Source organism: Amycolatopsis sp. NPDC043889 (genome assembly GCF_056435645.1).
The window spans coordinates 936,100-948,544 of the sequence record NZ_JBWKEC010000001.1 but is presented as its reverse complement, the minus strand read 5'-3'; the positions used below and the strand labels follow the sequence as shown (position 1 = coordinate 948,544).

Sequence of the window (12,445 nt, the reverse complement as noted above, 5' to 3'; positions counted from 1 at the left end):
GGACACTGGATCACTCTATCTTCTTACTGGCCGTGAGCGGTGTCGGACCCGGCGGGGGCGCCGGCGGCGACCACACCTTGCTGACCTTCGATTTCGTAAACCGACGCGTCGAGGTTGTGGAAGACGCGCTTGAAACCCGGAGTGATGTCGAGGCGCTGGAGACCCACCGCGGACTGCGCGTTGGGGGCCACCTTGCCCTTGCCGACCAGCACGTAGCGCACCTTGAGGTCGGTGAGCGCCTCGCGCACACGCGGCTCGCGGTTGAGGTCGTTGAGGAACACGCTGAGCCAGCCCGCCTTGGTGGTGAACTCGGCGCCGTAGTTGGTCCACTCGACCGGCTGAACCCCCGCGAGCGCGTACAGCCACACCGAGCCGTCGGCCTTGTCGTTCATCACCCGCTCGCCCGGTACGACGTGCTTCCCGAGCCAGGCGTAGGCCTCTTCCTCGCCCTTGCTGACCGAGGGACCGTCCGGGCCGTAGTTCATCGCGAGCCGTGCGGAGTTGCGGCCGATGTAGCCGCCCTTGCTCAGCACCGCGACGACCAGGCCGACCACCAGCGCGCCGGCGACGGCCGCGGTGAACGGGTTCAGGTTCGGTTTCCGCTCGCCGATCTTCTCGGCGAACTTGCCGGACGCGGTGTGCACGAACTCGCCGAACGCGACGGCGCCCGCCAGCGGCACGAGCGCGCCGATCCGCCAGTGGTCGTTGTAGAACACGCCGGTCAGGGTGTGGATGAGCGGGGTCTCCAGCGAGATCGTCGCGGCGAACAGGCCGCCGAGCACGACGTACGCGCCGACCATCCAGAGCATCCGCCGGTGCTTGACCAGGAGGAACACCCCGATGATCGCCGGGATGCCGATCCACCACTGCGGGAACGACGCCATCGGCGAGAACGTGATCGTCTGCCCGAGCGCGCCGGACACGCTGGTCTCCGAGGCCCAGAACGCGCTCGTCACACCACCGGCGTTGTAGAGCGCGGGAAGGACCTGCGGGACGCCGAGCACGACCGCCATCACGACCGTGGCCACCAGCGAGGCGGCGCTGCGGCGCCAGCCGATCTTCTCGAAGCGGAACAGCACCGCGAGCAGGATCAGCAGGAAGTAGACCATGATCACGAAGATCAGGCTGGTGTGCAGGCCGGCCAGGCCGGCGACGCCGACGCCGATCGCGAGCGGTCCGGCGACGCCGTTCGGCTTGAGCAGCAGGCGGGCGAGCGCGAGCATGGCGGGCACGAGCGCCACCCCGGCGACGTACGGCCACAGCGGGCCGCGCCACAGCGAGTCGTACGGGAACGCGGTGAACCAGGTGGACACGGCCGCGGCGGCGGCGGTCGCGAGGACCGGCATGCGCCAGGCGCGGCACATCGCCGCGACCCCGACCGGGACGGTCAGCACGACCGCGAGCGCCGCCAGGTTCAGCGTCGGCATCATCGTCAGGCCGCCCTTGCCGAAGATCAGGGCGAGCAGCGCGTGATAGGTGTCCGGATAGAAGTAGTCGTGCTGGTTCGGCAGGTTCGCGATGGTGCCGACGGTCGACGCGCGCGCGTCGCCGTGCTCGGCGATCCAGCGCACCAGGTTGCCGTGGAACGGTGCGTCCCAGCCCTGCTGGACGTTCTCCAGTGAGTGCGAGCCGCGCAGGAAGGTCACCGTGCCGACGCCGAGGCCGACCACGACACCGGCGCCGATCAGCAGGTGGTCGCGCAGGGAGCGCTTCGTCTCGTCGTCGTCTTCGTCCTCGGCCCACTCGGGGTGCCGCTTCGCGGTGAAGCGGAGGACGAGGAACGACAGGGCGAAACCGACGACGGACAGCAGCAGGACCCAGAGGCCGACGTTCAGCATGGTCCAGCGGATGCCGAAGCGGCCGAGGATCGGGATGCCGATGGCGACGAGACCGAAGGTCAGCAGCGGGGCCGCGGCGGCGAGCGTCCAGCCGCGCAACCTGATGGCGGCACCGAAGACGAGCCCCGGCAGCCAGAACGCCAGCAAGACCAAAAGAACGTTCATCGAATTCGCTGTCCAACCCTATTCGGCGTCAAGGACGCCACCTCGTTCGCGGCGCGCGATGCGCGGCCACACTATCGAGACGTTTCGGAAGGTCGCGCGTTGCCCGTCGCGGGGGTGCCCCTCACCACGAACGCCATGACGACCAGCAGGCCGACGGTCGGTCCTGCGGCGAGGCCGACGACGGCGCGCACGACCGTGTCGCCGGGGAAGAACAGCAGGACCAGCGCGGTCGCGACGACGACCGCCGCCCAGGTGATCAGCACCTTCGTGGCCTTGGCCTGCGCGACGAGGACGGCGGCGAGCAGCTGCATCGCGGCCAGCAGAACCGACGACCAGACCAGTCCGGCCATCCACCAGGCTTCGGGATCGTTCTTGGCGCTGTAGACCAGGCGCACCACCCACGGGCCGATCAGCCAGCCGATCAGCGCGCCGAGCGCCGCGAGCGCCAGCGCGCCGGCCGAGCCGAGCGCGAGCAGCCTCCGCAGCCGGTGCTTGCCCTCCTCGGTGCTGGACAGGCGGACCACGGTCGGGACCGCGAGGGCCTGGACCGGCGCCATCAGCGTGAGCGGCGTCCTGGCCACGAACAGGGCGACGAAGAGCACGCCGAGCTTGTCCTTGTCACCGCCGGGCGCGAGCAGGCTGACCAGTGCCGGATACCCGGTGATGACGCTCGCGGTGAGCCCCGCGCCCGCGAGGAGCATCAGCATGTTCTTGACGATCGGCTTCGCGGGCACGTCGGCTTCGAGCTTGGGATCGACCAGCTTGGCGGCGCCGCGGGCGAACAGCAGCCAGGCGAACGAGCCGGTCGCGGCGGCGATGGCGAACCAGTACAGCTGGGTGAGCCCCGCGACCACCAGCGCGGCGACCACGAGGATCCGCACGGCGGCCTCGACCAGGATCAGCCACGAGTAGGACCGGACGTGGTCCTGGCCGATCAGCAGGCCTCGCGCGGCGAACTGGAAGGCGAACGACAGCCCGCCCGCGAGCACGATCACCGCGAGCGCGAACTGACCGCCGTAGACCTTGTCGGTCACCGGCGGGATGAGCGTGAACAGGGCCGCTACGGCGACCGCGACCAGGCTGGTGACGAAGGCGATCACCGCCGGGCGGCCCGCCTTGCGACCGGCGAGCGCGGCGTGCGCGGACTGGCGCGAGATCTCCTGTTCGAGCGGGGACAGGGCGGCGCCCAGCCCCATCAGCATGCCCCAGAAGGAGAGCAGGACCGCGTTGTCGGCCGTCGACAGCGTCCGGCCCCAGACGACGGTGAGGACGTAGCCGAGCGCGATGGCGATCAGCAGGTAGACACCGATGCGACCGGCGGATTTCCCGGTGTCCTTGGCCAGTTTTTCGCTGCTCACCGTGCTGCTCATCGACGCAGCCGGGCCCGCAGCGCCATGAACAGGCCGCGGAGCGCCCCGGCCCCGAAGCCGGCGGCGAACACCGGGGTGAGCTGGGCGACGGCCTTGGCCTCGGCCTTGGTCGCGCCGAACTTCGTCACCGCGAACCCGGCGGCCGTCGACCCCGCGGCGGCCAGCGCGACGGCGGTCTTCGGCCGCTTCGCGGCGACACCGAGGCCGAGCACGCCGACGGCCATCGCGGCGAACAGGCCGTTGCGCGCGGGCCCGGGCGACGCGAGATACGAATCGACGAACGTGGTGCCGCGGAAATACGACTGCCCGACGAACTTCTTGAACGAATCGCGGCCGTGGTAGGTCGCGGAGAACTCGGGCGCGAGGAAGATGCGGTGGCGTTCCGCGATCCAGCGCAGAACACCCGTGTCGTCACTGGCGAAACGGACGTCTTCGAAGAGTGACTCGAACGCGTTGGACGAATCCTCGAGAACGTCCTTCGGCGCGGAAAAGAATCCGGTGCCTTTGGGGAAGACGTCGAACTCCTCGATACCGAACGACATCAACCGCGGGTTCGCGCAATAACGGCGCCACGGGATCTTGACCAGTCCCGCCATGAATCCCGCATACGGATTGTGTTCGGACGCGACGTCGATGTGACCGTTCCACACGGTGCGCCCGGGATGGTCGACGAGCTGGTCGCGAAGGAAGGTGAGCGAACCGGAATCCACGATCACGCGGCTGTCGAGCAGCAGGATCTGCCGCCCGGACGCCTTCGCGATCCCCGCGCGGCGGGCTTCGAACCGGCCGCTGTTCGGCTGGGTGAGGACGGTGATGCCGTACAGCTCCCGCAGCTTGGCGAGCTTTGCGCCGGTGCCGTCGGTGCTGCCGTCGTCGACCACGACTACCTCGACCGGCCAGTTCGCCGACTGCGCCGACGCGATCAGCGCGCCGACACTGCGATCGATCCAGTCCTGCTCGTTGTAGACGGGGATCACGACGGACAGGGCCGGGAGGAGCGAATTCGCACTCACCCCGGCGAGGCTACCTTGCGCGGCCCACCAGTATCCTTCGGGCACCGCAGACCCCGACAGAATGGCTCTTCCGGTGATTTCCTTCATTCTCGGCACCACGGCGGAACTGATCAAAATCGCGCCGGTCTACCACGGCATCCTCGAACGCGGGGTCCGGCCGAAGATCTGGTTCACCGCGCAGCACGTCGACGAGGTCTCGGACGTTCTCGCCGACCTGAACCTCCCGGAGCCCGACGTCTGGCTCGTGCCGAAGGAGAAGGCGCACAACCTGGAGTCGCCCGCGCAGGTGCCGGGCTGGGCCGCGCAGGTGCTGCGGACCGCGTGGAGCCGCCGCGCCGAACTGAAGGCCGCGCTGGTCGAGGACGGGCGTCCGCCGCTGGTGCTGGTGCACGGCGACACCTTCACCACGCCGTACGGCTCGCTCATCGGGAAGCGGATCCTCAAGTCGCGGGTCGGGCACGTCGAGGCGGGCGCGCGGTCGGGCAGCATCATGTCGCCGCTGCCGGAGGAGCTGAACCGGAAGATCGCCGCGAAGATCGTCGACATGCACTTCGCGCCGAGCGCGCGTGAGGTGAACAACCTCCGCAACGCGCGCGGCGTCGTCGTCGACACCGAGGCGAACACCGCGATCGACGCGATGCGGATGGCCATCAACGGGCCGCTCGACGTCGAGGGCCTGCCGGAGAAGTTCGGCCTCGCCACCCTGCACCGGTTCGAACTGGTCTCGCGCGCGGAGAAGTACCGCGAGGCGCTGGAGATCCTGCGCGAGCAGAGCAAGCAGATGCCGATCCTCTACATGGCGGGCGCGCCCGAGCGGGAGAAGATCCGTTCGCTCGGCCTGGCGAACCTCTTCGACGAGAAGAACTTCATCATCCAGCCGAAGATGCGGTACCTGAAGTTCCTGCCGCTGGTCGCGCGCGCCGAGTACGTCGTCACCGACTCGGGTGGCCTGTCGGCCGAGTGCTACTACCTCGGCCTGCCGTGCGCCGTGCACCGCGAGCGCACCGAGACGCCGCAGCACCTCGGCGAGACCGTCGTGCTGACCGAGATGCGCGGGGACAAGCTGCAGAACTTCCTCGACACCTACCAGAACCGCCGCGGCGAGTCCTGGGTCGACAAGTTCCACCCGTCGGAGATCATCGTCGACACGCTGGCGCGGCTGGGCTACTGCTGACGCTTCGCGCTCGCTTACGAACGCTATGAAAGGTCCTTTCCTCGCAAAATTTGCGAGGAAAGGACCTTTCATAGCATCGGGGGACTAGAGAGCCCGCCGGCCCGAGAGCGCCCGGCCCAGCGTCAGCTCGTCCGCGAACTCCAGGTCACCGCCCATCGGCAGACCCGACGCCAGCCTCGTCACGGTCAGCCCGGGGAAGTCGCGAAGCATCCGCACGAGGTACGTCGCGGTCGCTTCGCCTTCGGTGTTCGGATCGGTCGCGATGATGATCTCGCTGATCTCCGCGCCACCGATCCGCGCGAGCAGCTCCCGCATGCGCAGCTGCTCGGGTCCGATGCCGGACAACGGGTCCAGCGCGCCGCCGAGCACGTGGTAGCGGCCCTTGAACTCGCGCGTCCGCTCGACCGCCAGTACGTCCTTTGGCTCCTCGACCACGCAGATGACCGTGAGATCGCGGCGGGTGTCGCGGCAGATCCGGCAGGTCTCCTGCTCCGAGACGTTGCCGCAGACCTCGCAGAACTGCACGCCTTCTTTGACCTTGCCGAGCACTTCCTGCAGGCGCGCGATATCCGCGGGATCGGCGGCCAGCAGGTGGAAGGCGATCCGCTGCGCGCTCTTGGGACCGACGCCGGGCAACCGCCCGAGTTCGTCGATCAGATCCTGGACGACACCCTCGTACAAGCTAGCCGCCGAGCCCGGGGAAGCCGCCGAGGTCGGGCATCCCGCCACCGAGGCCGCCGGCGAGCGGGCCGAGCTTCTGCTCGGTCAGCTTCTGCGCGTTGGCCGAAGCGTCCCGCACGGCCGCGACGACCAGGTCGGACAGGGTCTCGACGTCGTCGGGGTCGACCACCTTGGGGTCGATGGACAGCGACTTGAGCTGGCTGTCGCCGGACACGGTCGCGGTGACCAGGCCGCCGCCGGAAGTACCGGTCACCTCCGTGTTGGCCAGCTCTTCCTGGGCCTCGACCAGCTTCTGCTGCATCTGCTGGGCCTGTTGCATGATCTGCGACAGGTCGAAGCCGCCACCGGGTTGCACCATGATCCGATCGGTCCTCTCCTGGAAAATCCCGTGCCGCCTACCAGCCTAGCCGTCACGCGTGTGGCACCGTGGGCGCCGTGCGACGACGGCTGGGCCTTGTGGTGGCGATCGGATTGACGCTGTTCACGGCGTGCGGGGTGGACACCCCCGCGTCCTCGCCGTCGAGTCCGGCCCCGCCCGGCACCACGACGGTCTTCACCACCCTTCCGCAGCCGAGTCCCACGACGAGCACGCCGCCGTCTTCGAGCGCGCCGCCGCCTCCGAGCACGCAGCAGCCGAAAACGGGCAAGGTCGTCGTGCTCGATCCCGGTCACAACGGCGGGAACTCCGGCAAGCCGGGCGAGATCAACAGGCAGGTCCCGGCGGGGCGCGGCAAGACGAAACCGTGCAACACCACCGGAACGTCGACGAACTCCGGCTATTCCGAGCACGCGTTCACCTGGGACGTCTCGCAGCGGATCTCGCAGGCGTTGACGGCCAAGGGGATCCGGGTCGTCCTCACGCGGCAGAGCGACACCGGGGTCGGGCCGTGCGTCGACGAACGCGCCGCGATCGGGAACGACGCGCAGGCGGACGCGGTCGTGTCGATCCACGCGGACGGCTCGAATTCCGCCGGGGCGCACGGTTTCCACGTCGCCTACTCGGCACCGCCGCTGAACGCCCAGCAGGGCGAGCCCTCGGTGAAACTCGCGACGGCGTTGCGGGACGGGCTCCGCGCGGGCGGCTTCCCGACGTCGACGTACCTCGGGTCGAACGGGCTCGCCCCGCGCGCCGACCTCGGGGGGCTCAACCTCTCGACGCGGCCCGCCGCGCTCGTCGAATGCGGGAACATGCGCAACGCCGCCGAAGCCGCGGCGATGGCGAGCGAAGAAGGACGTCAGCAGTACGCCGCCGTCATCGCGAAGGCCATCGAGGACTACCTCGCCGGGTCGTGAGTGGCGATTCGGGTTAGAACCCGAATCGCCACTCACGACCACCTGGACCTAGGGCTTGAGCAGCGCCGGGCTGCCCGTGACCTCGACTAAGCCCGACCCGGTCTCCGGCCGCGTCCGTCCAGGGGTTCCACCGTGCCTGGGGCGGACAAGCGCGGTGCCGGCGGGCGCCCACGCGATCCGGAACTCCTCGCCGTCCCGCTCGAACCGGCATCGCCGACGGCGGTCCGCCTGGCCCGCGCCGTCGACCATTCTGTCCAAAGTGGACCATTCCGGCCTGCCACGCCGCGGTTCCAGGTTCTGCCAGCGGGTTCCCGAATCCCAGAGCCGGACGGCCCCGGCGCCGAACGACGGCATCAGCCCCGTCTCGCTGTTCGCGGTCACCCCGAAGAACTCTTTGCCCACCGGGGCCGGGAGGTCCGTCCACATCGGGGCGTGGACCGTCCGCGCGACCGGTTCCGCCGCGGGCACGGCGCTCGCCCCGACCAGGGTGACCATGACGAGCGAGGCCACCAGCGGCCACCATCCGATCCAGTGCCGCGCCCTGGACTCCGGCACCGGATCGGGCGCGGGAGGCGCGGACGCGACATCTCCCCTTGCCGCGTCCGCGCGTTCCCACAACCGGAAGAGCGCCGACAGTTCGTCGCGCCCCGCATCGCAGGCCGTCGCGATCCGTTCCAGCGGCCCGAAAGCGGCCGGGACGCTGGCACCGCTGCAGTAGCGGTGAACGGTCGAACGGCTCAGATGTGCCTTGACGCCGATCCGTTCGTAGCTGTGGCCGCTACGCCGTTTCAGCTCTTCGAGCAGTTCCGCCAAGGCCCGGCCGTGTCCTCCCCCTGCCATGGATCCCTCCCCGCGTGGTGCCTACTAAGCGTCACCGATGGACCCAGCGACGGGACACACCTTTTCGTCCCAGCGAAAACACCCCCCGGTGTGAGACCTCCCGATGTCGTCCCACGCGCCGGTGTCTCCGCAGGTCGGCGCCGGGTTTCCGTCCCACCCTCCCGGATTGGGCCGAATGGCTTGTCTCGGCATGTCCGGCACGTTTGAGTTACCGGCGGAGAAGAAAATGCCGTCTTGAGGGGGACTGGGCATGACTCTGCGCATGATCTTCGATCGGAAGGATCTCCAAGGGATCCGGATAGCCGAAGCACCCGACCCGCTGTGGGAGCTGGTCCTCGGTTCGCATCAGCTGAGGGAGGACCGCCCGTCGGCCTGGCGGCAGCAGGTCCGGCTGAACCTGCGCCAGAACGAAGAAGCGGCACGATCGCTGAAGACCTTGTTCACACTGGTTCCACCGAAGGGGAACTTTCCCGACTTCCTGACCCCGCCCACCTCGGCGGGTTCCTTCGAAAGCGGGCTCGAGGCGGTGGCGTGCACGCCTCGCGGGCGGTTGCGCGCCGATCTCCGGACCGTGTTCACCGGCGCCGCGCCGCCCTGGGTGAAGCGGCTCGCCGACGGTGATCGCGAGGAGGTCAGCGGGGTCGTCGGCGCGCTGCGGGACGCGTACGGCTTGGTGATCGAGCCGTTCTGGCACAGCATGCGCGAGACCGTCGCCGCCGACCGGGCACGGCGGGTCCGCACGCTGGCCACCGAGGGGGCGGGGGCGATGATGCGCGGCATCCCCGGTGTCCGCGGCTGGGACGGCGAGGTGCTGGAGATCGCGTACCCACGGGAACGGACCGTCCATCTCGACGGCCGGGGGCTGACCTTGATCCCGAGCCGGTTCTGCGCGAACACGCCGGTCACGTTCATCGATCCGGCGCTGCCGCCGGTGCTGCTGTACCCGGCCAGGGTGACCGGTGCCCACCCCGCGGACGTGTCCCCCGAACTGGTGGCGCTCCTCGGCCGGACCCGCGCCGAAAGCCTCGGCGCGCTGCGTGTCCCGCGCACGACCAGCAAGCTGGCCTCATGCCTCGGCACGTCGATCGGCACGGCCAGCAAACAGGCCGCCGTGCTGCGCGAGGCCGGGCTCGTCACCAGTGCCCGGCAGGGCAGCGCCATCCTGCACCACCTCACCCGGCTCGGCACGGCACTGCTCGCCGGGGAACTCCACGAAGGGACCGCTCCATGAAATCGGTACTCGCCGCCGTCGCCCTGATCGTGGGCACGGCCGCCCCAGCCGCCGCGGCGACGGGCTTCCCGGTGCTGCAGATGAACCTGTGCCGGAGCGGGGTCGCGAACTGCTTCAACCAGGGCGGGACGAACCCGATGGCGAAGGTGGCGAGCACGATCGTCGCGGTGAACCCTGCCGTCGTGACCTTGAACGAGGCCTGCTCGTCGGAAACGACGAAGCTGGCCGCCGACATCAAGGCGCGGTCCGGCCGGGCGTACACGGTCGTGTGGCAGCCCGTCGGCAAGAAGGAGAACGGCCGGACGTCACCGTATCCATGCACGTCAGGGCGTGGCGAGTACGGCATCGCGGTGCTGGCCAGGCAAGACCTCGGCGCGGTGAAGGCGCGCGAAGGCGGCTACTACGGGCCTCAGGACGGCGGCGCGGAACAGCGCGCCTACCTGTGCGCGAAGTTCGGCACGGTCACCGCGTGCACGACGCATTTGTCGACAAAGCGACCCGCGGTCGAGCGGCGGTGCCAGGACCTGAAGGGCCTGCTGGCGAAGTACGGCACCGGCACCGTGTTCGGCGGTGACCTGAACCTGCGCTACCCGGGCGACCCCAGCGCGCAGGCGTGCGTCCCCGCGGGCTCGTTCCGGAAGGGCGACGGCGGCGTGCAGCACATCATCGCCGGTGGCGCCTTCCGCTTCGGAAGCTCCGGGAAGACGTCGATCCCCGGCACCGACCACCCGGCGTGGCGGGTCACCTTGACCCGCTGACCCCGCGTTTCGTCCTCTGGATGCGGTCGTTGCGCGTGCAAGGACCGCATCCAGAGGACTACTTGCGCTCGTCGAGCGGGCGGGCGTTGAGATGGTCGGCGAGCAGCTTCCGGGCGATCTCTTCCGGATCCTGCTCGGGCGGGAGCGGCGGAGGCGGCGGGGCGGGGCTCGCGTCCTCGTTGTAGAGGTCCTCGTCCTCCTCGACCGGCTCGGGCGGGAGCGGGATGTCCGGCTCGGAGGTCGTCACCTTCGGCCGCTGGGGCTCCGGCTTGGGCGCGGGCGGCGCAGGAGGGGCGGCGGGCGCTTCGACGGACCGGCGGGTGAAGGACCGCTCGGGCGCCGGTGGCTGCGGCGCGGCCTTGGGCGCGGCGGCCTGCCGGGCCTGTGCGGCGCCGTGGACGCAGCGCACCTGCCAGTCGCCGCCGAAGACCTCCTTGAACGCGGTCGCGACGCGCTCCGCGTTGTGCGGCTCGGAAAGCCGTCGGGCCAGCGGCTCGGCGCTGTGCGTGAGCGTGACGGCGTTGCCCTCGACACTCACCACGCTGGCCTGCGTGAGCATTGCTTCGGTGCTGCGGCCGCCCGGCACCTTGCGGATCGCGGCGAGCACCTGCGGCCAGCGGCCGCGGATCCCGTCCACGTCCGTCGCGCCATCGGAAGCCGCGGCGGGAGCGGGCGCGGCGGCCGGGGGCGGGGTGGGCCGCTCGATGACCGGCTCGGGCCGCGCGGCGGGCCGTGGAGCGGGCTGCTGGGCGGCTTGGGGAGCCGGTGCGGCCTGCGGCTGCGCGGGTGCGGCGGCCCGTTGCGACGGCCGCTGGAACTCGCGCACGGGCTCACCCGCCGGAGCGACCGGAGCGGACTGGGCCACCGGAGCGGCTTGAGCGGCCGGCGACGGAGCGGCGGCGACGGCCGCCGGAGCCGAAGCGGCACGGCGTTCGAGCCGTTCGAGCCGGGCGAGCAACGCGTCGGTGCCCTCGGCGACCGACGGCAGCAGCATCCGCGCCGTGAGCAACTCCAGGACCAGCCTCGGCGAGGTCGCGCCCCGCATCTCCAAAAGTCCATTGTGGACGATGTCGGCGTAGCGCGAGAGCGTGGCGGGCTCCAGTTTGCCCGCCTGCTCCTTCATCTTCTTGAGTTCGTCGTCCGGCGCGGCGACGAGTCCGCGCTCACCCGCGTCGGGCACGGAACGCAGCATCACCAGGTCGCGCAGGCGGTCGAGCAGGTCGGTGGCGAACCGGCGCGGGTCGTGCCCGGCCTCGGCGAGCCGCTCGACGGTGCCGAACACCGCGGCGGCGTCGTCCGCGGCCAGCGCGTCTACCATGCCGTCGATGAGCGCGACGTCCGTGACGCCCAGCAGCGACACCGCGCGCGAGTAGTCGACGCCGTCCGGCCCGGCCCCCGCCAGCAGCTGGTCCAGCACCGACTGCGTGTCCCGCGCCGAACCCCCGCCCGCGCGGATGACCAGCGGATACACCGCGGGCTCGACCTTCGCGCCCTCGGCGGCGACGTTGCGTTCCAGCAGCTCGCGCATGGAACTGGGCGGGATGAGCCGGAAGGGGTAGTGGTGCGTCCGCGACCGGATGGTGGGAAGCACCTTGTCCGGTTCGGTGGTCGCGAAGATGAAGATCAGGTGCTCCGGCGGCTCTTCCACGATCTTCAGCAGGGCGTTGAAGCCCTGCGTGGTGACCATGTGCGCCTCGTCGATGATGAAGACGCGATAGCGCGAGTCGGCCGGGGCGTAGAAGGCCCTGTCCCGCAGCTCGCGGGCGTCGTCGACGCCACCGTGGCTGGCTGCGTCGAGTTCGGTGACGTCGACACTGCCGGGGCCTTCGGGCGCGAGGTTGCGGCACGAGTTGCACTCGCCGCACGGATCCGGCGTCGGGCCCTTCGCGCAGTTCAGTGACCGCGCCATGATGCGGGCACTGGACGTCTTGCCGCAGCCGCGCGGGCCGGAGAAGAGGTAGGCGTGGTTGATGCGGCCGGCGGACAGCGCCGTGCGCAGCGGATCGGTCACATGCTCCTGCCCGACGACCTCGGCGAAGGTAGCCGGACGGTACTTTCGGTATAGAGCTAGAGCCACGGCCG

General features: G+C 70.2%; 11 protein-coding genes. 4 read left to right on the top strand and 7 right to left on the bottom strand.

Going from position 1 to position 12,445, the window contains the following annotated elements; translation table 11 throughout:
- Positions 1-23: 23 nt before the first annotated feature.
- From AC0685_RS04820 to AC0685_RS04810, 3 genes are all read right to left on the bottom strand, one after another.
- Positions 24-2,003, bottom strand: coding sequence for a DUF6541 family protein (locus tag AC0685_RS04820; protein ID WP_478224312.1), 1,980 nt, complete (start codon positions 2,001-2,003; stop codon positions 24-26).
- Positions 2,004-2,074: 71 nt separating this feature from the next.
- Complete coding sequence (locus AC0685_RS04815) at positions 2,075-3,373, bottom strand: polysaccharide biosynthesis protein (protein ID WP_478224311.1); 1,299 nt, start codon at positions 3,371-3,373, stop codon at positions 2,075-2,077.
- A complete protein-coding gene (locus AC0685_RS04810; protein ID WP_478224310.1) occupies positions 3,370-4,386 on the bottom strand; it encodes a glycosyltransferase family 2 protein in 1,017 nt (338 codons plus the stop codon). Before AC0685_RS04810 ends, AC0685_RS04815 begins: the two co-directional genes overlap by 4 nt.
- 61 nt (positions 4,387-4,447) lie before the next feature.
- Between AC0685_RS04810 and AC0685_RS04805 the strand changes: the two genes are divergently transcribed.
- Positions 4,448-5,560: a UDP-N-acetyl glucosamine 2-epimerase gene (locus AC0685_RS04805; RefSeq protein ID WP_457959305.1), complete on the top strand. Its 1,113-nt coding sequence runs from the start codon at positions 4,448-4,450 to the stop codon at positions 5,558-5,560.
- Between the two features lie 84 nt (positions 5,561-5,644).
- On the opposite strand, the gene recR is transcribed toward AC0685_RS04805, so the two are convergent.
- Both recR and AC0685_RS04795 read right to left on the bottom strand, forming a co-directional pair.
- The gene (recR, locus tag AC0685_RS04800) at positions 5,645-6,241 is read right to left on the bottom strand and encodes a recombination mediator RecR (RefSeq protein WP_005166260.1); all 597 of its coding nucleotides are present in this window, start codon (positions 6,239-6,241) and stop codon (positions 5,645-5,647) included.
- 1 nt (position 6,242) lies between these two features.
- Positions 6,243-6,599, bottom strand: a complete 357-nt coding sequence (locus AC0685_RS04795; protein ID WP_007035126.1) for a YbaB/EbfC family nucleoid-associated protein — start codon at positions 6,597-6,599, stop codon at positions 6,243-6,245.
- Positions 6,600-6,667: 68 nt separating this feature from the next.
- Between AC0685_RS04795 and AC0685_RS04790 the strand changes: the two genes are divergently transcribed.
- Positions 6,668-7,534 (top strand): N-acetylmuramoyl-L-alanine amidase, encoded by an 867-nt coding sequence (locus tag AC0685_RS04790; RefSeq protein WP_478224309.1) that lies wholly within the window; start codon positions 6,668-6,670, stop codon positions 7,532-7,534.
- 48 nt (positions 7,535-7,582) lie between these two features.
- Here the strand turns inward: AC0685_RS04790 and AC0685_RS04785 are convergent, their stop codons facing one another.
- Positions 7,583-8,374, bottom strand: a complete 792-nt coding sequence (locus AC0685_RS04785) for a helix-turn-helix domain-containing protein (RefSeq protein ID WP_478224308.1) — start codon at positions 8,372-8,374, stop codon at positions 7,583-7,585.
- Between the two features lie 250 nt (positions 8,375-8,624).
- Between AC0685_RS04785 and AC0685_RS04780 the strand changes: the two genes are divergently transcribed.
- Positions 8,625-9,605 (top strand): ArsR/SmtB family transcription factor, encoded by a 981-nt coding sequence (locus AC0685_RS04780; protein ID WP_478224307.1) that lies wholly within the window; start codon positions 8,625-8,627, stop codon positions 9,603-9,605.
- Positions 9,602-10,363: an endonuclease/exonuclease/phosphatase family protein gene (locus AC0685_RS04775; protein WP_478224306.1), complete on the top strand. Its 762-nt coding sequence runs from the start codon at positions 9,602-9,604 to the stop codon at positions 10,361-10,363. The genes AC0685_RS04780 and AC0685_RS04775 overlap by 4 nt, the downstream gene beginning before the upstream one ends.
- 58 nt (positions 10,364-10,421) lie before the next feature.
- Here AC0685_RS04775 and AC0685_RS04770 read toward each other — a convergent pair whose 3' ends face one another.
- Entirely contained in the window at positions 10,422-12,440 is a 2,019-nt protein-coding gene (locus AC0685_RS04770) for a DNA polymerase III subunit gamma and tau (protein ID WP_478224305.1), read from the bottom strand.
- Between the last annotated feature and the right edge of the window lie 5 nt (positions 12,441-12,445).

Bases quoted from the DNA above. Each gene is read 5' to 3' on its own strand.
- AC0685_RS04820 (WP_478224312.1), bottom strand. From the start codon at position 2,003: ATGAACGTTCTTTTGGTCTTGCTGGCGTTCTGGCTGCCGGGGCTCGTC.
- AC0685_RS04815 (WP_478224311.1), bottom strand. From the start codon at position 3,373: ATGAGCAGCACGGTGAGCAGCGAAAAACTGGCCAAGGACACCGGGAAA.
- AC0685_RS04805 (WP_457959305.1), top strand. From the start codon at position 4,448: ATGGCTCTTCCGGTGATTTCCTTCATTCTCGGCACCACGGCGGAACTG.
- AC0685_RS04795 (WP_007035126.1), bottom strand. From the start codon at position 6,599: ATGGTGCAACCCGGTGGCGGCTTCGACCTGTCGCAGATCATGCAACAG.
- AC0685_RS04785 (WP_478224308.1), bottom strand. From the start codon at position 8,374: ATGGCAGGGGGAGGACACGGCCGGGCCTTGGCGGAACTGCTCGAAGAG.
- AC0685_RS04780 (WP_478224307.1), top strand. From the start codon at position 8,625: ATGACTCTGCGCATGATCTTCGATCGGAAGGATCTCCAAGGGATCCGG.
- AC0685_RS04775 (WP_478224306.1), top strand. From the start codon at position 9,602: ATGAAATCGGTACTCGCCGCCGTCGCCCTGATCGTGGGCACGGCCGCC.